Source organism: Pseudomaricurvus sp. HS19 (assembly GCF_009857815.1).
In the GTDB taxonomy this organism is placed as follows: Bacteria; Pseudomonadota; Gammaproteobacteria; order Pseudomonadales; family Cellvibrionaceae; genus Pseudomaricurvus.
This window is the reverse complement of the sequence record NZ_WVVW01000017.1, coordinates 1-21,900: the sequence shown is the minus strand read 5'-3', so window position 1 is coordinate 21,900 and position 21,900 is coordinate 1. Positions and strand designations below refer to the sequence as shown.

Below are 21,900 nucleotides of genomic sequence, written 5' to 3'. Positions count from 1 at the left end.
GGCAGATAACAGTGATTTCCCCGCATTCTGGACAGGCCACTGTCTGATTTTCGGCGGCGGGTGGCTATAATGCCCACCCCTGCTGCGAGACCGGGTTATTTTGCAGCCAACTTGTGTCCTTCTGAACCACACCTCCGGAGCGGAAGCACAGGAGCCAATAAAAAACCGGCAGACGCCGGTTTTTTATGTGAGCAGCGATGCCGGCGTACACTTACAGCAGCAGGCGGCGGATATCGCTGATCACTGACACCAGATAGGTAAAGAAGCGCCCGCAATCACCGCCGTTGATGGCGCGGTGGTCGTAGGAGACCGCCAGTGGCAGCATCTGCCGTGGCTCAAACTCCGAACCATTCCAGATGGGTTTGATCTGCGCCTTGGAGACACCCATGATGGCCACTTCCGGAGCATTCACAATGGGCGTGAAGCCGGTCCCACCCATGGCGCCAAGACTGGAGATGGTAAAACAACCACCCTGCATATCCCGGGGCATCAGCTTACCGGCTCGAGCTTTTTCGGCCATGGCCGCGGTCTCTGCCGCCAGTTCCCACAGACCTTTCTTGTCCACATCACGGATAACCGGCACCATCAGGCCTGCCGGAGTGTCCACAGCCATACCGATGTGAATGTACTTCTTCTGTACCTTGTGCTCGCCATCGGCATGCAATGACACATTGAACGAAGGCTCCGCCGCAAGGGCTGCAGCGGTGGCTTTCATCAGGAATGGCAGTGGCGTCAGTTTCACACCGCGCTTGTCCGCTTCCGCTTTCATGGATTTGCGGAACGCTTCCAGCTCGGTGATATCCGCTTCATCAAACTGGGTAACGTGGGGCACGTTGAGCCAGGCACGGGACATGTTGGTCACCGTCGCCTTGGCAATCTTGCTCATCTTCACCAGTTCGATGTCACCGAACTGGGCAAAATCCACCTCGGGAATGGGCGGGATACCGGAGCCACCACTGACACTGACCTTGCCGCTGTTGACGTCAGCCACCAGCTGTTTGACGTAAGTGCGCACATCCTCTTTGGTGAAGCGTGCACGGGGACCGGAGGGTTTCAGTCGCGTCAGGTCGACACCCAGTTGCCGCGCCAGTTTGCGCACCGCAGGACCGGCGTAGACACCACCGCCATCGGCACCGGCCACCTGGGCCGCTGCGCGATCATCCGCTGGCGCTGCTACCGGTGGCGGCGCTGCCGCACTGGCCGCTTTGGACGGGCTCTCGGCAACAGCCGGGGCTGGCGCCGCTGCAACTTCCGGCGCTGCTGGCGCTGGCGCCGCGCCAGCCACCAGCATCAGTGCCAGTGGATCACCGACCGATACCTTGTCACCGACCGCCAGCTTTAAACCCACAATCTTGCCGGAGAACGGCGACGGCACTTCCATGGAGGCCTTGTCACTCTCCAGTGCCACCAGGGAATCGCCTTCCTGGATCTCGTCACCTTCGGCCACGCACAGCTCAATCACTTCCACCTGGTCGGCGCCACCGAGATCCGGCACTGTCACCATCTGCTCGGCAGCCGCGGCCGGAGCCGCTGGAGCAGGCGCTGCCGCAACCGGCTCATCCTGTTTCTCTGCCGGGGCCTCCTCCTCTGCGACCTCAGGCTCCGCACCCGCAGCCACTTCCAGCTCCAGAATGGCGTCGCCTTCGGTGATGCTGTCACCCTCTTTAACTTTCAGCGAGACCACCTTGCCCGCCTGCGGACAAGGGACTTCCATAGACGCCTTGTCCGACTCCAGCACCAGCAGGGACTGTTCGGCTTCCACCTGGTCGCCCACTGCCACACATACTTCGATCACTTCTACCTGACCAGCACCACCGAGGTCCGGGACAGGAATAATTTCAATAGCCACAAGCACTCCTTATCCGTTTCCCGATTAACAACTCAGTGGATCCACTTTGTCAGCAGAGATACCAAAGGTTTTCATGGCATCACTCACCACTTTCGCCTCCAGCTTGCCCTCATCCGCCAGCGCCTTCAGCGCCGCCAAAACCACAAAGGAACGATCCACCTCGAAGAAACGACGCAGCCTGGAACGGGTATCGCTGCGACCAAAGCCATCGGTACCCAACACACTGAAGCGGGCGGGAATGAAACCACGCAACTGCTCCAGGTAACTCTTCATGTAATCGGTAGCACCGATCACCGGACCATCGTGTCCCTTCAGCTGCTGGGCCACAAATGGCACCTGCGGAGCCGCTTCCGGATGCAGCAGGTTATGACGCTGTACACGCAGCCCCTCACGGGCCAGCTCGTTAACACTGGTCAGGCTCCAGACATCGGACTCAACCCCGTAATCGTTACGCAAAATTTCGGCGGCCGCTTCCACTTCCCGCAGGATAGTGCCGGCGCCCAGCAGTTGCACACGCGGGTCTGCCTTCTTGGTTTTCTTGCCGGACTTCAGCAGGTACATACCCTTGATGATGTCCTGCTCCACACCCACCGGCATCTCCGGGTGGGTATAGTTTTCGTTCATGGTGGTGATGTAGTAGAAGCAGTTCTCCTGCTTCTCGTACATGCGCTGCAGGCCGTCCTGCACAATCACCGCCAGCTCGTGACCGTACGCCGGGTCATAGCTGCGGCAGTTGGGAATGGTGCTTGCCAGCAAGTGGCTGTGACCATCCTGGTGCTGCAGACCCTCACCGTTCAGGGTGGTGCGCCCGGCAGTAGCGCCGATCAGGAAGCCCCGCGCCTGGCTGTCACCGGCCGCCCAGGCCAGGTCACCGATACGCTGGAAGCCGAACATGGAGTAGAAGATGTAGAACGGCACCATCGGCACGCCGCTGTTGGCGTAGGCTGTGGCGGCGGCAATCCAGGCCGACATGGCCCCGGATTCGTTAATACCCTCTTCCAGGATCTGACCGGTCTTGCTCTCCTTGTAGAACATGATCTGGTCGTGATCGTGCGGGGTGTACTTCTGTCCGGCTGATGAGTAGATACCCAGCTGGCGGAACATACCTTCCATACCGAAGGTACGCGCTTCGTCCGGCACAATCGGCACTACCCGCTCACCAATGTTCTTGTCCTTGGTGAGGGTGGACAGGAGACGCACGAACGCCATGGTGGTGGAAATTTCACGCTCACCACTGCCTTTCAGCTGCGCACTGAACGCATCCAGAGAAGGGGGCTGCAGTTTCGGAAACTCCGGGTTACGCGCCGGCAGGAAACCGTTCAGCTCTTCACGACGCTTGCGCATGTAGACCATCTCCGGGCTGTCGGGCGCGGGGCGGTAGTAAGGCACACTCTTCAGCTCGTCGTCGGAGATGGGGATACCGAAGCGATCCCGGAAACGCTTGAGGCTTTCCAGATCCAGCTTCTTCACGGAGTGGGTTTCGTTCTGGGCTTCGGCCGCTGTACCCATGCCGTAACCTTTTACGGTCTGCGCCAGAATAACGGTGGGCTGCCCCTTGTGCGCCACCGCATCGGCGTAGGCGGCATAGACCTTGAACGGATCGTGACCACCGCGGTTGAGGTACATAATGTCCTCATCGCTCAGGTCCTTGACCAGCTCCAGCAGCTCCGGGTACTTGCCGAAGAAGTGCTCGCGGGTATAAGCGCCGCCGTTGGCCTTGTAGTTCTGCAACTCGCCATCGCACACTTCATCCATGCGCTTCTGCAGCAGGCCGGTCTTGTCTTTCTCCAGCAGGGCATCCCAATGGCGCCCCCAGACCACCTTGATCACGTTCCAGCCGGCACCGCGGAAAACGCCTTCCAGCTCCTGGATAATCTTGCCGTTCCCGCGCACCGGGCCGTCCAGGCGCTGCAGGTTACAGTTGACCACAAAGATCAGGTTTTCCAGCTGCTCGCGCCCGGCCAGGGAGATGGCACCCAGGGTTTCCGGCTCATCACATTCGCCATCACCAAGGAAGGCCCACACCTTGCGATCGCCACGGGCAGCCAGGCTACGCGCCGACATGTAGCGCATCACGTGCGCCTGATAGATAGCCTGGATGGGGCCAAGGCCCATGGAAACGGTGGGGAACTGCCAGTAGTCCGGCATCAGCCAGGGGTGGGGATAGGAGGAGAGGCCATTACCGTCTACTTCGCGACGGAAATTGTCCAGCTCGGTCTCGTCAAAGCGCCCCTCCAGGTAGGAGCGGGCATACATGCCGGGGGAAGCATGCCCCTGGAAATAGATCAGGTCCCCGGGCTGCTCTCCGTCGTTGCCGCGGAAAAAGTAGTTGAAACCCACATCGTAGAGCGTGGCGGAGGAGGCAAATGAAGAGATATGACCGCCAAGACCTTCGTTGTTGTCATTGGCGCGCATCACCATGGCCAGGGCATTCCAGCGGATCAGGGAGCGGATTCGACGCTCCATAAACAGATCACCCGGCATGCGTTTTTCCTGGGTCACAGGAATGGTATTGCGATAAGGGGTAGTGATAGCGGCAGGGAGACGAACACCCGCATTGGTGGCCCGCTCGGCCAGCTGTTTCAGCAGAAAGGCCGCCCGGCCCTTGCCGCCGTATCGGATTACAGAGTGCAGCGCATCCAGCCACTCCCTGGTTTCGGCCGCGTCAACATCCTCCTGAATCCGATTCTCTTCTGTACTCATAATCCTCTTCCTGTCCTGACTCGGCGCGGGTACAGCGCCCTTTTTGCCCCCTTGGAGTATAGGCATCAGACGCGCGATTGCAGCCTGAACGGGGCGTGACCAAATTTGTAGTATTTTTACACTAGAGCATAAGCGATTTCAACAAGGCAGCCCCCGAAACAACATGAAAAAGCCAAATACGCTTAATTTTCATACAGCTATGACTGCAAATTCTTGTAGGTAAACTACAAAATCAAACCAACGGGTCGCAGGCTGCTACGTGGCCATAACGACCAACAACAATTTTCAGGGGTATTTGTAGGACTGCAGGGTGGTTTTGAAGCGATTCAGGTCCGCCACCGGCACTTGCGGCGCGGGCGCATCGGCCCCGGAGTCCGCCGTCAGCCACAGGCGATGCCCGGACTGCTGCAAGCGGCGTGCGTACACCGCCACACCCTCCGGAGTCAGCCCGCGCACTTCCTCAATCAGCTGTTGCCGGCGATCGAACTGCCTGGCGTCCATGACGATTTCGGACCAGTAACGCTCCGCCTGTTCCGCCAGGTTCTGCGGCGTTTCCAGCAGCCCGGTCAGCAGTGCCTGGCGCTGCTTCTCAAACTCACCATCCCGCAAGGGAGGTTGCCCGGCAAAGGCCACCATAGCCTCGACCACGTCCGCCACCGGCGCCGATGGCGACTGCACTACCCAGAGACTGCCGGCCACATCCTTGAAGCCCATGGCCGAGACAAACACGATATACCCCAGCTGCTGCTCCGTGCGCAGCTGGTGAAAGAAGGGCGCGCGCTGCAGCTGCTGCAACATGGACATATTCGCCCGGTCACGAACACTGTCACCCAGCGCCTGCTGGTAGAGCACCACCGCCGTATCGTTGTGATCCACCTGCAGGTGGTAACGCGACGGAGTGTCCGGCAACTTCGCCACCGACGAGTGTTTCACCAGTACCGGCTTGTCCTCTTCGTCCAGCGCAGTGTGCAGCCTGTGCCCCACCAGGGACGCCAACTGTTGCGCCTCCTGCCGGTAGAGATTGCCGTAGAACAGCATCTTGAGCTGACTGCCCTGCCACAGCTTCTCGGAAAACCGGCGCAACTCCAGCGGCGTCACCGACTCCAGCTCGTCCGCCATATCCAGCTGATCCCAATAGGGGCTGTAGGTGAGCACCGGCAGCTTGCGCAACAGCTGATCGTAAGGTGGTGCCGAGGTCTGGTTGCGCCAGCTGCGCACCAGTTCGCGGCGGATACTGTTAAAGCGATCGGAATCAAAGCGGTTGCGATCAACCACGCCCAGGATGCGATTCAACAGCAATCCCTGGCGGTCGTTGTAGCCACTCAGGCTCAGGTCCAGCCCCCGGCCGGTAGCCCGCACACTGAAATAGAGCCCGGCCAGAGAGGCCGGGTAGGCGAACTCATTGAGAGAGTCGTTTACCAGGGCGGCGTAGAGATGGGTCAGGGCGGCTGAGCGGGCACTGCCCCCCACCCGCGGCAGCAGGGCGCGAATACGCACTTCAGCTTTTGGCACGTTGTAGTTCGTATCCTGCTGAAACCACACATCCAGGGCGTCAGTGCGCAGGATGGATTCCGGTAACGCCGAACTGCGACCGATGGCTGGTGGCGACTTCACCTGCAGGCGCTTGGGAATAAACTGATTGGGCTGCGGCAGCTGCAGCTTGTCCAGGTCGGCTTTCGCCATCACCGTGGCTTCGCGCTTGAGCGACTCCACCGCATAGTTGGTCTGGTAATACTGACTGACCTTGTCAGTCTCCACTTCCGGAGCAGTGACTACCCATAAGAGATTGTCCGGGCGCAGGTACTTCAGATAGCGTTTGATCAACCAGGCATCGTACTTGTCGTAGCGGTAAGGGCCGCGGACGATATCCTTCAGCGGGTAATCGTGCATGCTGTTGGCCAGCCGGCTGACCGTGTCGATAGGCTCGGACTTCTCCAGGAAGCGGAACTCCATATCCGCCAGCGACTGCAGCTCGCCGAAGCGCCACTCCTCCACCCCGGACTCGCGGATCTTCTGCAACATACGGAAGGTGGCGGCTACCACCTTGTCCTGCTGCCGATACCCTTCAGGGGTAAGCGAGATAGTGATATTAAAGGTGGTCTGGTCGCGGGACCCATAGCCACCCCCGGCGCTGAGAGCCTCAGCCCAGCCCATCTGTTTCAGCAGTGACAGCAGGCTGCCCTGTCCTTCATGGCCAACGATACTGCCGATGTACTGCAGCGGCTTCTCGCGGTAATAGCGCTGTGTCGGCGGCACCGGGAACGCCAGCGTCAGGCGACGCTCCTCTTTTACCGGCTTAATCTGTACCCGCAGCGGCAGTGTGTTACTGCCGAACAGGGGCACATCCCGCTCGTGACTCCTGACCTTGCGTTTTGGTACCGCCGCAAAATGGGCCTGCACCAGCCCCTGCAACTGCTCCAGCGACTCACGCCCCAGCACCACCAGTGTCATGCGATCGGCGGAGTAGTAATCCTCGTAGAACTGCAGCAGGTCATCCCTTACCAGATCGTCCTCGCGATCAGCGAGCGTCTCCAGACTGCCGACACTGAATTTGGAAGCCGGGTGGCGGGGGTTGACCAGCTCACGCCAGACATCCATCTCGCGCCGGTAGCTGTTCTTGATCTTCGCGGTGTATTCCGAATTGACAGCGTTGCGCTCCCGTTCTACGTACTGTTCGGTAAACAAGGGTGCAATGAAGAACTGCGAGAAGCGATCCAGCGCCGGTTCCAGGTAACGATGGTCGACATAAAAGAAATAGTTGGTGTGTTCGTCGCTGGTGTAAGCGTTGTGACCACCACCATGGGCACTGATAAAGCTCTGGTACTCATCCGCTTCCGGGTACTTGGCGGTACCAAGAAACAGCATGTGCTCAAGAAAGTGTGCGAGGCCCGGGCGATCCTCGGGGTTATCGGCGCTGCCGGCATCCACATCCAGCGCTGCTGCAGCCTTGTCGGCCGAAGGGTCGGAGATCAGCAGCACCCGCAGTCCGTTGTCCAGCTCGGTATAACGGTAGGCACGGTCGTCATTGCGACTGGTAACCGGCGCGGCATAATCGGGGATTGCGGTTGCCGCCTCCGAAGAGAGGGCTCCCTGAGCGAAAACCAGCAGTGGCAGGGTCGCCAACAGCCAGCAACAGAATTGACGCAGCCTTTCCGGAGACATCTGAATGTTACTTGTGAAGCGCAAAGAAATCTCCCGTCAACCTCAGGGGCAAGCCAATCCCGGCGCAGTAACAACCACCCGGGATGAAGCGCCGAGCAGGCAAGATACTACTCGCCCTTGTCGCTTTCAACCACATCGGCCGGGGATCGGTCCGGAGTCGGCGAAGGCCAGGCGTTAAGCACCGCCTTTACCAGAGTCGCCAGCGGGATGGCGAAAAAGACGCCCCAGAACCCCCACAAGCCGCCAAACATCAGCACCGCGAGAATGATGGCCACCGGGTGCAGGTTGACGGTTTCGGAGAACAGCAGCGGTACCAGCACATTGCCGTCCAGCGCCTGAATCACGCAGTAGACAATAAACAGCCAGTAAAACTCCCCACCCCAGCCCCACTGGAACAGCCCCACCACCATCACCGGGATGGTCACTACCGCAGCGCCAATATAAGGGACGATGACCGACAGCCCCACCATCAACCCCAGCAACAGCGCGTACTTGAGCCCCAGCACCAGAAAGGCCACATAGGAGACCACGCCCACCACCACAATCTCGATGGCCTTACCGCGTACATAATTGGCCACCTGGTCATCCATCTCGTGCCAGATCTGGCGCAACATCGGGCGGTGACTGGGGAGAAAGCCGGACAGCCAGCTTTTAATCAGCTCGCTGTCCTTGAGGAAGAAAAACACCAGGATCGGCACCAGGATCAGGTACACCACCAGTCCCGCCAGCATCGGCAGGTTGGAGACCGAGAAGCTCAGGACCACCTGCCCCATGCTGCCCAACTCCTCACCCAGGGCCGCCATGATCTTTTCAATCTGCCCGGTGCTGATCAGTGCCGGGTACTTCTCCGGCAACAATAGCAGCCAGTGCTGTACCGAGGTCAGCATGCGCGGCAACTCGCCCACCAGCTTGGCGGTCTGTTGCCACAGCACCGGAATCAGATAGACAAAACTCACCACCATGGCCGTCATCAGCAACAGGGTTGTTATGGCCACTGCCAGCACACGGGGAAGACCCCAGCGCTGCAGCCTGTCTGCAACCCCCTGCAACAGGAACGCGATAATCAGGGCCGAGATGGCCGGCGCCAGCACCGCTCCCATGGTGATTACCAGGATCAGACTGCCGGCCAGCAGTACCGCCAGCAGAACAGCTTCCTCGTGACCAAAGAAACGATCAACCCACCCGCGCAAAATTCTGAGCACTCAACTACTCCTTACGACAATGATATGGCACCGCGCCGGGCCAGCAGCTTACCACCGCAACCCGTTGATGGGTCATCAGGCTTTCTGCAGCACATAGACAAAGCAACCGTTCTCTTCGGCGTCTTTGAGCAAGCTGTGACCACTGAGCTCGGCAAAGGTGCGGAAATCCCGCTGCGAGCCGGGATCTGTGGCCAGTACCTCCACCTGCTCGCCGGAGCCTAGCCCGTTCAGCGCCTGCTTGGCTTTCAACAGCGGTAGCGGACAACTGAGTCCGCGGGCATCCACTTGCAGCATAATTTCTATCACTCCGAAAGGCTCTGCCCCGCCTCACACACTGAACAATCCTGTCGCAGCGCTGTCTATGCAGTTGCTGGCAGGGCAACAGCAACTGGGTTAGAGTTAGGCCAATTTTTGCAAGGTAATCTACAGCAGTGTTCACGTCAGACACCCACCCCCACCCCTCGCGTCGTCCCGCATTACGGCGTCTTTGCCGCGCCTGGTGGTTGCTGCCCCTGTGTCTGTCACTGCCAATGTCTCCCGCTCGCGCACAGATCAATCTGCCGGAGCTCGGTGACTCCAGCTCCGCCATTGTGTCTCCGCAACAGGAATATGAGCTGGGCCAGAAGTGGCTGCGATTGTATCGCAGTCGGGTGCCTACGTCTGCCGACCCGCTGATGCAGAGCTATCTGGAACAGCTGCTCAGCCGGCTGGCCGCCTCCAGTCAGCTGCGCAATCAGAAGCTGGAACTGATCCTGGTGAAAAACCCCACCATGAACGCCTTTGCCGTGCCCGGCGGGGTGGTGGGTGTACACACGGGGCTGTTCATCTACGCCGAGTCCGAAGGGCAGCTGGCGTCGGTGCTGTCTCACGAACTGGCGCACCTTAGCCAGCGACACTTTGCCCGCGGCGTGGAGAAAGCCCAGCAGAACAGCATTCCCACCATGGCGGCGCTGCTGGCCAGCCTGGTGCTGGCAGCCACTGCCGGCGGCGACGCCGGTATCGCCGCCATGACCGCCACCCAGGCCGCCGCTCTCGACTCGCAGTTGCGCTTCAGCCGCCAGAATGAACAGGAAGCGGATCGCATCGGCATGCTCACCATGGTGGCCGCCGGTGAGGACCCCTACGCCGTACCAGCCATGTTTGAACGCATGCTGCAGGCCACCCGCTACAGCCAGCGGCCGCCGGAATTTCTCCTCACCCACCCGGTAACCGAGAGCCGGGTGGCCGACGCCCTCAACCGGGCCAATCAGTACCCGCAACGGCAGTACCCGCAAAACCTGGAGTTTTACCTGATGCGCGTGCGCGCCCAGATAGTGCATGAAAACACGCCTCAGGACGCGGTGAAACGCTTTACCGGCGAGTACGAAGGCGAGACCCTGTCACGGGAAGCCAGCCGCTACGGCCTGGCGATTGCCCTCACAGACAGCAACCAGCCTGAGCGCGCCCGGGAACACATCACCGCACTGCTGCAAAAACGCCCCGACCAACCCGCTTACATTATCGCCTCCGCCAACGTGGAAGCGGCAGATAACAACCTGCCCGGCGCACTGGAGATCCTGTCTGCCGCCCTGCGCAGCCAGCCCAACCATCACGCCTACAATATGCGCTACGCCGAGATGCTGATGAAAGCCGGTCGTTACGAGGACGCGCAGGCAACCCTTAGCGCCCAGGTAAAACAACGCCCCAAAGACGATAACATCTGGTATTTGCTGGCAGAGGTGAATGGTCTTGCGGGGGATATTGTTGGCGTGCACGAAGCGCGGGCGGAGTACTACCTGCTTAACGGGATTTTTGACAAGGCGCAGCACCAGCTGCAGAACGCCCTGCGCCTGGTGCAGGGCAACTACCACAAAACCGCACTGCTGGAAGAGCGCCTGCGGCAGGTGAAGCAGATGCAGGATAACGGCAAGCTCTAGCCCCAACGGCAACAGCGATCGCCGCCGCCTCAGTAGTGAGGCGGTTTTTCGTCCACAACGTTAGTAGTCGACGGCTCCGACAGGCGCCCCTCCACCGACTTCAGTTTTACCGCCAGCATCTGCAGCTGTTGCTGTTGTTGCTGCAGCTGGCGATCCTGCCGGCTGATAATGTCGTCCAAGCCCTGCAGGGCGTCCTCCTGAAACGCCACCCGCATCTCCAGCTCGTCAATCCGCGCCTGCAACTGCTCCAGCTGCCCGTAATCAGTTTTACCGGACATCACTCAACCTCCCTCAATGACCTGATAAACCGCATGCAGCAACTGCTCGGCACGCTCATCAAACAGCACCGCCTGCCCCATGCCCCGGGTGACATAACCAAATGCCAGGCGGCGGTCCACATCGGCATAGCCCAAGGTACCGCCGGCGCCCGGATGACAGAAATAGCGGCTGCTGCTCACCCCGTCCGGCAACAGCCGCATAAAGCCCAGGCTGATACTGAGGGGGTTGTTGAGCACCAGGTCCAGCCCTTCACTCTGCTGCTCCCACAACCACGGACGGCTGGCAGTGCTCAACAAGCGTTCATCATTCAGGTCTGCCAGCGAGGCGTAGAAGCTGGCCAGATCGCGGGCGCAAGCCTGACCGTTGGCCGCCGGAATCTGCGCCTGCCGCCAGGCGGGCTGGTTGGTGCCCATCAGCAGGGTGGGAGGATTGGAAAAGGCACGGTTGGCGACGCCGCGGGGGTCCGAGCGCATCACCTCAATCAGGCTGCCGCCCTTCACCTGCTGCTTCACCTTGAGTGGCTGCAGGTCAGCCACCTGATCCACCTGCTCCGCCGGCAAACCGAACTGTAGCTGCAGCCCCAGCGGTGCACAGATGTGCTGCTGCACATAGGCGTCAAAACTCTCCATGCCACTGACCCGGCGCACCACCTCGCCCAGTAACCAGCCGTAGATCATGGGAGAATACCCCTGCCGGCTGCCCGGTTCCCACCAGGGTGTTTCAGCGGCGATGGCCGCTGTGATGGCCGGCCAGCTGAAGATATCCTCGTCGCCGACGCGCTCGTGGAAAGCGTTGAGGCCTGAACGGTGGCACAACACCTGCCGCAGGGTAATGGCCGCCTTGTCGTTAGCGGCAAATTCCGGCCAGTAGCCGGCTATCGGTGCGTCCAGCTGCAATTGGCCACGCTCCACCAGCTGCAGCACCGCCACCGCCACCACCGCCTTGCTGGCGGAGAAGAGATTGGAGCGGGTATCACCCTGCCAGGCAATATCCCCCGCCTTGTCGCGGGTCCCGCCCCAGATATCGATAACCGTCTCGCCTTCGTGGATGACACACAGACCAGCCCCGATCTCGCCATACTGATCGAACAATGTCTTGAAAGCCTGCCCGATGGCTTCGTACCCGGGACAGATATCGCCCTCAATGATGGTCATCCAACTACCTCGTCTGCCTGTGAAAATCGGCGGCCATGATACCGCAAAGCGACGCCCATGTGCCCCGCCGGAATCGCGCCCGGGGCAGAACCGATCAGGGAAAGCGCTCATGCCACCTGCGCCGACGTCACAAAAGCGGCACCGAATCTTCATCAGACCGTCACCCGATTGTCACCTGCAGGTCACGTTTGGCGCCAACACTGGCAGCGAACACCTGAGATGGGCCGACAGCATGAATCACCACTACCGAACCCTGTGGATTTCCGATGTTCACCTGGGCACCCGCGACTGCCAGGCAGAACAACTGGACAACCTGCTGCGCCAGGTGCAGTGCGACACCCTCTATCTGGTGGGCGACATTATCGATGGCTGGAAGATGAGCAAGGGCATCTACTGGCGACCGGAGTTCAGCCGCGTGATTCGCCGCCTGCTCAACCTGTCGCGCCAGGGCGTCACCATCCGCTATATCACCGGCAACCACGACGAATGCCTGCGGCGCTTTGCCAACAGCCAGCTGGACAACATCTACCTCTGTAACCGCTTCGAACACCACACCGCCGACGGCCGCCGACTGCTAGTGATCCACGGCGACCAGTTCGACACAGTGACCCGCTGTCACCACCTGCTGAAATTTTTTGGCGATAAAGGCTACGACCTGCTGATGTACAGCAACCGCGTACTCAACGATATCCGCAGTCGCTATGGCTACGGCTACTGGTCGCTGGCGGGTTACCTGAAATCCCGCATCGGCAAGGCCCAGGCCTACATCAACGATTACGAGGAGTCCGTCGCCTACGCCGCCCAGCGCATGGGCTACGACGGTGTGGTCTGCGGCCATATCCACCGCGCCGCCATACGCCGTATCGGTGACGTGGAATACTTCAACACCGGTGACTGGGTGGAGTCCTGCAGCGCACTGGCTGAGGACGCGGATGGCAACATCTGCCTGCTGGATGGCCGCCAATTAACCGCTGCACCGGAAGTTGCCGAGGAAGAGCAGGAGGAGCTGGACAGCATCGGCGCCGACCTGGCCGCCCGCATCGCCCTGCCCCTGGCCGACAACGCCCCGGCCAATGACCCGCTGCGCTACATTCCGCCGCTGATTATTCCCGGCAAACTCTGAGGCCGATCAATCCCGCTCGGCGGGCGCCTTCAGCACGGCACCACAGAAGCGGCAAAAGTGGGCGTCACCCTCATGCCCACCCGCTCCACAACTGTGGCAGCGGCGCTGGTTGCGTTCACGTTGCATCTCGGACGCCAGCTCAGCGGTGAGAATACCGGTGGGGACAGCGATAATGGAGTAACCGGTGAGCATGGCGCCAGCCGCGATAAACTGCCCGATAACAGTTTGCGGCGTAATATCGCCATAGCCGACGGTGGTGATAGTGACGATAGTCCAGTAGATGCTTTTGGGAATACTGGTGAAACCGTGCTCCGGCCCCTCCACCACATACATCAGCGAACCGAACAACACCGACAACACCAGCACTGCCGAGAAAAACACCAGGATCTTGCGCCGCGAGGCAAACATGGCCCGCAACAGTGTGTTGGCCTCTGCCAGGTAGCGCACCAGTTTCAGGATCCGGAATACCCGCAGCACCCGCAATACCCGCAACATCAGCAGGTAGCTCATGCCATCCATGAAAATGCCCAGGTAAGTGGGCAGGATCGACAGCAGGTCCACAACACCGTAAAAGCTGCGCATGTAGCGCCAGGGGTTGGGTGAGCAGTAGATGCGCACCAGATACTCCACGGTGAAAATCAGTGTGAAGCTCCACTCCAGCAGGTGTAACCAGGTACCGAATCGCGCTTCGATCTCTGACACGGAATCGAGCACCATGGCCAGCACACTCAACAGGATGAGATAGATCAGCACCATATCGAAGAGCTTGCCGGCAGGCGTTTCGGTGCCGAAGATGATGGTATGGATCTTCTGCTGTAGGGGTGACTGCGCCATGCTGAACTATCCCAACTGATTCCTGACCGTATCCTGTCTGCCGAGCACTGACTATCGCTCGCCACGGCACTCATTTAAGCAGAGCACCGCCCAATGGGCCAGTACCGGGCTTGGGTCGGCCGGCCCTGCTGCGGTAGACTGGCGGCCCCTGCACAGCCCGGATGGACACACAGTGCCACTCAATATCAAACCCCTGCGCTGCCCCCACTGCCAGCAACAGGTGACCAAGAAGCAACTGCGTGAACAGCAGCAGCTGAAGACTTTTCTCAATCGCCAGCCGTTCCCCTGCCCCCACTGCGGCAAGCAGGTCGTCTGCCCGGAACAGTCCGATACACTAATCAGTGTTGGCTTGCTGATCACCGCCATCCTGACGCCGCTGGTGCACTTCTGGCAGGTCAGCTGGATAACGCCGCAACAACTGTTCGCCCTGGGTGTGGCGATTGTGATCACCGGCGTACTGACCCAAAAACTGATTAAGGCCGAACCTCATGAGTAAAAACAGCAGACTGGTCTATTCCACCGATGGTGGCCGCGTCAAAGAGAGCAAGAGTGAAGCGGTAGTCGATAAGGGCGATGGCATTGTGCGCCTGAAACGGGAAACCAAGGGACGTAAGGGCAAGGGCGTGACTCTGGTTACCGGCCTGGGGCTTGAAGGCGAAGCCCTGAAAAACCTGGCCAAGCAATTGAAGCAGCAGTGCGGCGTGGGCGGCGCGGTAAAGGACGGCGTGATTGAAGTACAGACCGATGACCGGGACAAACTGAAAGCCCTGCTGGAGAAGCAGGGCTTTACGGTAAAACTGGCCGGTGGCTAAGCCACTGCCGATGTTGCAACATCCGCGGCGCCTGAGAACAGGTTAAGCCTGTATCCCACCCGGGTACAGGCACCGGCAGCCTTCAGATATTGCCGTAACTCATCAGACGCTGGTAGCGTTTTTCCAGCAGGTCATCGAGGGGTTCCGCACAGAGACGTTGCACCTGCTCGCTGAGACGCTCCTGCAACCTGGCTGCCATGGCATCCATATCACGGTGCGCACCGCCCAGCGGCTCACCGATGGTCTCATCCACAATGCCCAGCTTTTCCAGAGTCGCGGAAGTGACACCCATGGCTTCAGCCGCCAGCGGCGCCTTCTCCACGGTTTTCCAGATGATATTGGCACAACCCTCAGGGGAAATAACGAAATAGGTGGAATACTGCAGCATGTTCAGGTGGTCGCCCACACCAATGGCAATGGCACCACCGGAGGAGCCTTCACCAATGACCGTGCAGATAATGGGTGTGCGCAGCCGTGACATCACCGCCAGGTTCTGGGCAATGGCTTCACTGATACCGCGCTCTTCACTGTCGATACCGGGATAGGCCCCGGGGGTATCAATCAGGGTGACGATGGGCATTTTGAAACGTTCGGCCATCTCCATCAGGCGCAGAGCCTTGCGATAACCTTCGGGCTTGGGCATACCGAAATTGCGCTGCACCTTCTCGTGCACACTGCGCCCCTTCTCCTGACCGATCACCATCACCGGTGTGCCATTGAGTCGGGCGACACCGCCGATCAGGGCCTTGTCGTCACCGAAATGGCGATCACCGTGGAGCTCATCCCAGTCCGTAAAGATACGCTTGATGTAATCCATGGCGTAGGGGCGCTGCGGATGGCGCGCCACCTGCACTACCTGCCAGGGCGTCAGGCTGGAATAGATGCTCTCCGTGAGCTTGGTACTCTTCTCACGCAGTTTGGCGATTTCATCAGTGATATTGAGCTTATTATCTTTACCAACCAGCTGCAGCTCTTCGATCTTGGCTTCCAGTTCGGCAATGGGCTGTTCAAAATCAAGGTAATTGGGATTCATAACCACCGGTCTTGTCTCGACGTCCTTGGATCAGGGAAAGACCTCGCTGTTACCATCTTGCGAGCCAGCCTGTTTGGCTTGTATACCATAAAGTGTAGTCGGTTGCAGGCAGATTTTGTAAAACTCGCCCCGGCTCCGCAGCAGGCAATAACAGGCCCGATGCAACCGCGTCGGCCTAGCGGCCATACTCCAGCGACACCCGGTCCCGGCCACACACATCGCGCAAGGTCTCCAGCAACTCATCATCGGGCCGAATACGCCAGGCCGCGCCCAGCAACACCCGACCCCGGGCTCCCTGACGCTGGTAATCCAGTGCCACCGGGCAGCGCCCCTGCCGGTAGGGTGTCAGCAGGCTGGCAAGGCGCTGCGGAAAATCCGCCGCCAGCTCGTCCGCTTCCACCGCGATCACCAGGCCCCGCGCCAGCTCCGCGCGCGCCTCGGAGAGACTGCGCACCTTCTCAACCCGCATCTTCAGGCCGCCGCTGTAGTCGTCGTAACTGACCTGCCCTTCCACCACCAGCATGCCGTCTTTCACCAGCTTCTCGCGATGCTCGTTGTACGCATCGGAAAACACTGTGCACTCAATGCGCCCGGAGCGATCATCCAGTGTCAAAATAGCCATATTGTCACCGCGGCGGGTCTTCATCACCCGCAGGCCCACCACCAGTCCGGCCACATTCTGCTGGGACTTTTCCGGTTTCAGGTCGACAATGCGGGCCGACACCAGGTGACGGATTTCATGGCGATACTCTTCAATCGGGTGGCCGGTCAGATAGAGTCCCAGGGTCTCCTTCTCACCATTGAGGCGCTCCTTGATCCCCCAGGGACGCACCTGACGAAACTCGCCATACACATCCCCGCCACTGCTGGCCGACGGCACCACCTCACCAAACAGGTCGGTCATACCGGCATTGGCATTGGCAGCGGTCTGCTCGGCGGCGTGTACCGCTTCGCCCATGGCGGCGTACATCAGTGCGCGGTCGTAATCGCGATCCACTTTGGGCCCGATACAATCGAGAGCACCGGAGCGAATCAGCGCTTCCAGTGCACGCTTGTTCACCTTGCGCGGGTCGATACGGGCGCAGAAGTTGAAAAGGTCCGTGAACGGGCCGTCCTTGCGCGCGGCAATAATATTTTCGATGGGTCCTTCACCCAACCCCTTGATGGCACCCAGACCGTAGATAATGTTGTCCTTATCATCCACGTTGAAGTGGAACTCCCCCTGGTTCACATCCGGTGGCAACAGGGTCAGCCCCATGTTGCGGCACTCTTCGATAAAGGTCACCACCTTATCGGTCTTGTCCATATCCGAGGACATGGTGGCCGCCATGAACTGCGCCGGATAGTGCGCCTTCAGCCACGCGGTGTGGTAGGAGACTACGGCGTAGGCCGCCGAGTGGGATTTGTTAAAACCGTAGCCGGCAAACTTCTCCACCAGGTCGAAGATCTTCATCGCCAGGTCGGGATCAATACCTTGCGATTTTGCACCCTCGGCAAAGGTGGAACGCTGCTTGGCCATCTCCTCGGGCTTCTTCTTACCCATGGCGCGGCGCAACAGGTCAGCGCCACCCAGCGAGTAACCCGCCAGCGTCTGGGCGATCTGCATCACCTGTTCCTGGTAGACGATAACACCGTAGGTGGGCTCCAGGATCGGCTTCAGCCACTCGTGCTGGTACTGGGCATCCGGATAGGCCACCTCGGCGCGGCCGTGCTTACGGTTAACGAAATCGTCCACCATGCCGGAATCCAGCGGGCCGGGACGGAACAGCGCCACCAGAGCGATCATGTCTTCAATATTGTCCGGCTGCAGGCGCTTGATCAGGTCCTTCATGCCGCGGGATTCCAGCTGGAATACCGCGGTGGTTTCGGCGTTCTTGAGCAGCCTGAAAGTCTGGTTGTCGTCCAGCGGAATGGCTTCGATCACCAGCGGCTCTTCGCCTTTCTTGGTACGCTGCTGGTCGATCATGGCCTTGGCCCAATCGATGATGGTGAGGGTTCGCAGGCCGAGGAAGTCGAACTTCACCAGTCCCGCATCTTCCACGTCACCCTTGTCGAACTGGGTTACCAGGCCGCCACCGGTTTCATCACAGTAGAGTGGCGCAAAGTCCGTCAGCTTGGTGGGGGCAATCACCACACCACCGGCGTGCTTGCCAACGTTACGGGTCAGGCCTTCCAGTTTCAGGGCCGTCTCCCAGATCTCCTGCGCCTCCTCGTCGGTCTCGAGGAACTCCCGCAATATCTCTTCCTGCTCGAACGCCACCTGGAGCTTCATCCCCGGATCGGGCGGGATCATTTTCGACAGTTTGTCCGCCAGGCCATAGGACTTGCCCTGCACCCGCGCCACATCGCGCACTACCGCCTTGGCGGCCATGGTACCGAAGGTAATGATCTGGGATACCGCGTCACGACCGTAGCGGTCAGCCACATAACTGATCACCTGGTCGCGGTTTTCCATGCAGAAATCCACGTCGAAGTCGGGCATGGATACCCGCTCCGGGTTGAGGAATCGTTCGAACAGCAGGTCGTATTCCAGTGGATCCAGGTCGGTAATTTTTTGCGCGTATGCCACCAATGAGCCGGCACCGGAGCCCCGCCCGGGCCCCACCGGAATATCGTGATCCTTGGCCCACTGGATAAAGTCCATCACGATGAGGAAGTAACCGGGGAACCCCATCTGCATGATGATGTTGAGCTCGAACTGCAGGCGTTCGATATAGGTCTGTTTGGTTGCCGGAAAGTCGGGACTGTTGACGTCGAAGAGAAACTCCAGCCGCTCATCCAGACCTTCATAGGTAATTTTCTGGAAGAAAACATTGGTCTGCAGCATTTTGGCGTAGTCGTCTTCCTGCTCGCGACCCGCCCACTTCTCGGCCATGGCGGTACTGGCATGCTCCGCCAGCGTGGCATAGGGGATTTTATCCCGGAAAAAAGGGTCGTTTTCGAAATCGTCCGGAATGGGATAGTCCGGCAGGTAGTAGGTACCCAGCTCGATCTCCACATTACAGCGGCGGGCGATCTCCACCGAGTTCTGCAACGCCTCCGGGATATCGGAGAAAAGCTCCTCCATCTCTTCGGCCGAGCGCAGGTATTGCTCCTCGCTGTAGCGGCGCTCGCGGCGTGGATCGTCCAGCGCACGCCCCTCACCAATACAGACACGGGCTTCATGCACTTCAAATTCATCCGCCGCAATAAAGCGTACGTCGTTGGTGGCCACCACCGGGCATTGCAGCTGGTCAGCCAGCGCCACGGCCGCGTGCAGATACTCTTCATCCTGGGCGCGCCCGGTGCGCTGCAGCTCCAGGTAAAAGCGCTGCGGGAAGTCGTCCATCCAGCCCTGCAACAGGGATACGGCTCGCTCGGACTTGCCCGCCAACAGGGACTGACCGATCTCTCCCAGCTTGCCACCCGAGAGAGCGATGACGCCGTCTGCGTAATCACGAATCCAGCTGCGCTGCAGGTAGGGCACGCCCTGATGCTGGCCCTTCTGGTAGGCCAGCGAGATCAGCTCGGTGATGTTTTTGTAGCCACGGGTATTCATGGCAAAGAGGGTCAGCAGGTGCGGCGCACCATCCGCATCATCGGACTGCACCTGAAAGTCGGCACCCACAATCGGCTTGATCCCCGCGCCCATGGCGGCCTTGTAAAACTTCACCAGACCAAAGAAGTTACAGTGGTCGGTGATGGCACAGGCAGGCATCTGCAGTTTCGCCAGCGCCCCCACCAACGGCTTGATGCGAATCAGGCTGTCAGAGAGGGAAAATTCTGTGTGCAGGCGCAGGTGAACAAACGAGGGATCAGACATGTTTATTGTGGTGCCAGAATCGGTGTCAGGGCCCCCATTCTAACCAAAATAAAAGCGCAATTCCGAGGCTCTTTGCCCATCGGCGCCAATGGCAACCGGAGCAGCGTGCGGATCGCAACGGGGAGGGTCGGGGAAAGGAGACCGCGGAAGCAGCGGCGGCCCGGGATTGTGCGAAAAAAGCGGGGGCAGAAAAGTAAAAAGCCGGCCCCAAAGGCCGGCTTCCGCATCACTTTTTCTGGAAGTCGAGCATGCGCTGCAGCGGCTTCATGGCCTTTAGCCGCAGCTCCTCGTCAACGAAGATCTCACGCCCTTCGCCGTTGAGCAGCACACTCTTGAGGTTGTCGAGGGCATTCATGGCCATCCACGGGCAGTTGGCACAACTGCGGCAGGTGGCGCCGTTACCGGCGGTGGGCGCGATAATAAACTCTTTGTCCGGGCACAGCTGCTGCATCTTGTAGAAGATGCCCTGATCGGTGGCAACGATAAAGCGCTGGTTATCCATGGTCTGCGCCGCCTTGATCAACTGCGACGTAGAGCCGGCCACATCCGCCAGCTCTACCACACTCTGCGGGGATTCCGGGTGCACCAGCACCGCCGCATCCGGGTAAAGCGCCTGCAGGTCAGTGACCCCCTTGGCCTTGAACTCCTCGTGCACGATACAGGCACTGTCCCACAACAGCATGTCGGCACCGGTCTGGCGCTGCACATAGGCCCCCAGATGCTTGTCCGGTGCCCACAGGATCTTCTCGCCCCGCGCATCCAGGTAGTCCACCACATCCAGCGCAATACTGGAGGTCACCACCCAATCGGCGCGCGCCTTAACCGCCGCCGAGGTGTTGGCGTAGACAACAACGGTGCGATCGGAGTGCTGGTCACAGAAAGCGGAGAACTCATCCGCCGGACAACCGAGATCCAGGGAACAGGTGGCATCCAGTGTGGGCATCAGCACCCGCTTCTGTGGCGTCAGGATCTTGGCGGTCTCACCCATGAACTTCACGCCTGCGACAATCAGGGTGTCAGCGTCATGATTATTGCCGAAACGCGCCATCTCCAGCGAGTCTGCCACGCAGCCACCGGTATCTTCCGCCAGCGCCTGAATCACAGGATCGGTGTAGTAGTGAGCTACCAATACCGCATTCTGCTCCTGTAACAATCGCTTAATGTCACTGCAGTAGGCTTGCACCTCTGCCTCGCTCATTACCGAGGACGGCACGGTCGCCAGATGTTCGCGCACCACTTCGCGCGCCTCATCCCGAGCTGGAACTTGTTCAATTACTGTCATACCTAAACCCGACATTCATTGGAACCGGCAATAATACCATAATTGCCTGATTCTCGTAGATAAAACGCCACGATTGTTTACTCTTTGACCACACCCTACTGGGTCTTATTCCCGCTCCCCGCGTGCGCAGGTCGCCGCATTCGACATGCTGGCAGACATCGGTGCCAAATGATCCGGATTGCTGCTTTTGCAGGGGCGGCGAATTAAAGCCAACCAACAACTTCTGCAGGGGATGAGGAAGGCGTACCGTACCGGATTGACTCAAATATTTTCGCCCCAGGTGAGCCCACCCTATAAATGCAAAAAGGCCACCCAATGGGAGAGGCTTGCTCCTGCTCCGGGCCCGTCGTACTGGATTGACTCAAATAGCCTGGGGGCTATTTTCGCCCCTGCGGGGCTGCGCCTGCGGCTTGTCTAAATTGCTGCGCAATTTTTCGAACGGTGGTTCGCCCCAGGTGAGCCCACCATATAAACGCAAAAAGGCCACCCGATGGGTGGCCTTTTTGCGTTTATATGGTGGGTCGTACTGGATTCGAACCAGTGACCAATTGGTTAAAAGCCAACTGCTCTACCAACTGAGCTAACGACCCGGTAGAGATTTTTGCCCCCGGCCTGGGCCGGGCTGCTGAAATATGGTGGGTCGTACTGGATTCGAACCAGTGACCAATTGGTTAAAAGCCAACTGCTCTACCAACTGAGCTAACGACCCGGTAGAGATTTTTGCCCCCGGCCTGGGCCGGGCTGCTGAA

The 21,900-nt window shown here is 59.6% G+C and carries 15 protein-coding genes and 2 tRNA genes; 4 read left to right on the top strand and 13 right to left on the bottom strand.

Annotated features, from left to right (window positions below; all coding sequences use genetic code 11):
- Positions 1–211: 211 nt before the first annotated feature.
- The 5 genes from aceF to GSF27_RS16790 form a co-directional block, all read right to left on the bottom strand.
- Positions 212–1,849: a dihydrolipoyllysine-residue acetyltransferase gene (gene aceF, locus GSF27_RS16810; RefSeq protein ID WP_160971226.1), complete on the bottom strand. Its 1,638-nt coding sequence runs from the start codon at positions 1,847–1,849 to the stop codon at positions 212–214.
- 24 nt (positions 1,850–1,873) lie between these two features.
- Positions 1,874–4,531, bottom strand: a complete 2,658-nt coding sequence (aceE, locus tag GSF27_RS16805) for a pyruvate dehydrogenase (acetyl-transferring), homodimeric type (protein ID WP_160971290.1) — start codon at positions 4,529–4,531, stop codon at positions 1,874–1,876.
- Positions 4,532–4,837: 306 nt separating this feature from the next.
- On the bottom strand, positions 4,838–7,714 hold the full coding sequence (locus GSF27_RS16800; protein ID WP_160971225.1) for an insulinase family protein: 2,877 nt from the start codon (positions 7,712–7,714) through the stop codon (positions 4,838–4,840).
- A gap of 107 nt (positions 7,715–7,821) precedes the next feature.
- On the bottom strand, positions 7,822–8,916 hold the full coding sequence (locus GSF27_RS16795; RefSeq protein WP_160971224.1) for an AI-2E family transporter: 1,095 nt from the start codon (positions 8,914–8,916) through the stop codon (positions 7,822–7,824).
- Between the two features lie 75 nt (positions 8,917–8,991).
- On the bottom strand, positions 8,992–9,210 hold the full coding sequence (locus GSF27_RS16790) for a sulfurtransferase TusA family protein (RefSeq protein ID WP_160971289.1): 219 nt from the start codon (positions 9,208–9,210) through the stop codon (positions 8,992–8,994).
- Positions 9,211–9,347: 137 nt separating this feature from the next.
- Between GSF27_RS16790 and GSF27_RS16785 the strand changes: the two genes are divergently transcribed.
- On the top strand, positions 9,348–10,832 hold the full coding sequence (locus GSF27_RS16785; RefSeq protein WP_370462626.1) for a M48 family metalloprotease: 1,485 nt from the start codon (positions 9,348–9,350) through the stop codon (positions 10,830–10,832).
- Positions 10,833–10,861: 29 nt separating this feature from the next.
- Here GSF27_RS16785 and GSF27_RS16780 read toward each other — a convergent pair whose 3' ends face one another.
- Both GSF27_RS16780 and GSF27_RS16775 read right to left on the bottom strand, forming a co-directional pair.
- On the bottom strand, positions 10,862–11,110 hold the full coding sequence (locus tag GSF27_RS16780) for a SlyX family protein (RefSeq protein ID WP_160971223.1): 249 nt from the start codon (positions 11,108–11,110) through the stop codon (positions 10,862–10,864).
- Positions 11,111–11,113: 3 nt separating this feature from the next.
- On the bottom strand, positions 11,114–12,265 hold the full coding sequence (locus GSF27_RS16775) for a serine hydrolase domain-containing protein (protein WP_160971222.1): 1,152 nt from the start codon (positions 12,263–12,265) through the stop codon (positions 11,114–11,116).
- 232 nt (positions 12,266–12,497) lie between these two features.
- On the opposite strand from GSF27_RS16775, the gene GSF27_RS16770 reads away from it, so the two are divergent.
- Positions 12,498–13,388: a UDP-2,3-diacylglucosamine diphosphatase gene (locus GSF27_RS16770; RefSeq protein ID WP_160971221.1), complete on the top strand. Its 891-nt coding sequence runs from the start codon at positions 12,498–12,500 to the stop codon at positions 13,386–13,388.
- A gap of 6 nt (positions 13,389–13,394) precedes the next feature.
- Here the strand turns inward: GSF27_RS16770 and GSF27_RS16765 are convergent, their stop codons facing one another.
- Positions 13,395–14,222: an ion transporter gene (locus GSF27_RS16765; RefSeq protein WP_160971220.1), complete on the bottom strand. Its 828-nt coding sequence runs from the start codon at positions 14,220–14,222 to the stop codon at positions 13,395–13,397.
- Positions 14,223–14,394: 172 nt separating this feature from the next.
- On the opposite strand from GSF27_RS16765, the gene GSF27_RS16760 reads away from it, so the two are divergent.
- Both GSF27_RS16760 and yciH read left to right on the top strand, forming a co-directional pair.
- Positions 14,395–14,718 carry a hypothetical protein gene (locus GSF27_RS16760; RefSeq protein WP_160971219.1) on the top strand — a complete coding sequence of 108 codons (324 nt, stop codon included), beginning with the start codon at positions 14,395–14,397 and terminating at the stop codon, positions 14,716–14,718.
- Entirely contained in the window at positions 14,711–15,034 is a 324-nt protein-coding gene (gene yciH, locus GSF27_RS16755; protein ID WP_160971218.1) for a stress response translation initiation inhibitor YciH, read from the top strand. Before GSF27_RS16760 ends, yciH begins: the two co-directional genes overlap by 8 nt.
- 82 nt (positions 15,035–15,116) lie before the next feature.
- Here yciH and GSF27_RS16750 read toward each other — a convergent pair whose 3' ends face one another.
- The 5 genes from GSF27_RS16750 to GSF27_RS16730 form a co-directional block, all read right to left on the bottom strand.
- The gene (locus tag GSF27_RS16750; RefSeq protein WP_160971217.1) at positions 15,117–16,067 is read right to left on the bottom strand and encodes an acetyl-CoA carboxylase carboxyltransferase subunit alpha; all 951 of its coding nucleotides are present in this window, start codon (positions 16,065–16,067) and stop codon (positions 15,117–15,119) included.
- 175 nt (positions 16,068–16,242) lie between these two features.
- Positions 16,243–19,869 carry a DNA polymerase III subunit alpha gene (gene dnaE / locus GSF27_RS16745; RefSeq protein ID WP_160971216.1) on the bottom strand — a complete coding sequence of 1,209 codons (3,627 nt, stop codon included), beginning with the start codon at positions 19,867–19,869 and terminating at the stop codon, positions 16,243–16,245.
- A 226-nt stretch (positions 19,870–20,095) separates the two neighbouring features.
- On the bottom strand, positions 20,096–21,151 hold the full coding sequence (gene nadA / locus GSF27_RS16740) for a quinolinate synthase NadA (protein WP_202410520.1): 1,056 nt from the start codon (positions 21,149–21,151) through the stop codon (positions 20,096–20,098).
- 514 nt (positions 21,152–21,665) lie between these two features.
- Positions 21,666–21,741, bottom strand: a tRNA-Lys gene (locus GSF27_RS16735).
- A gap of 43 nt (positions 21,742–21,784) precedes the next feature.
- Positions 21,785–21,860 (bottom strand) — tRNA-Lys (locus GSF27_RS16730).
- Positions 21,861–21,900 lie beyond the last annotated feature (40 nt).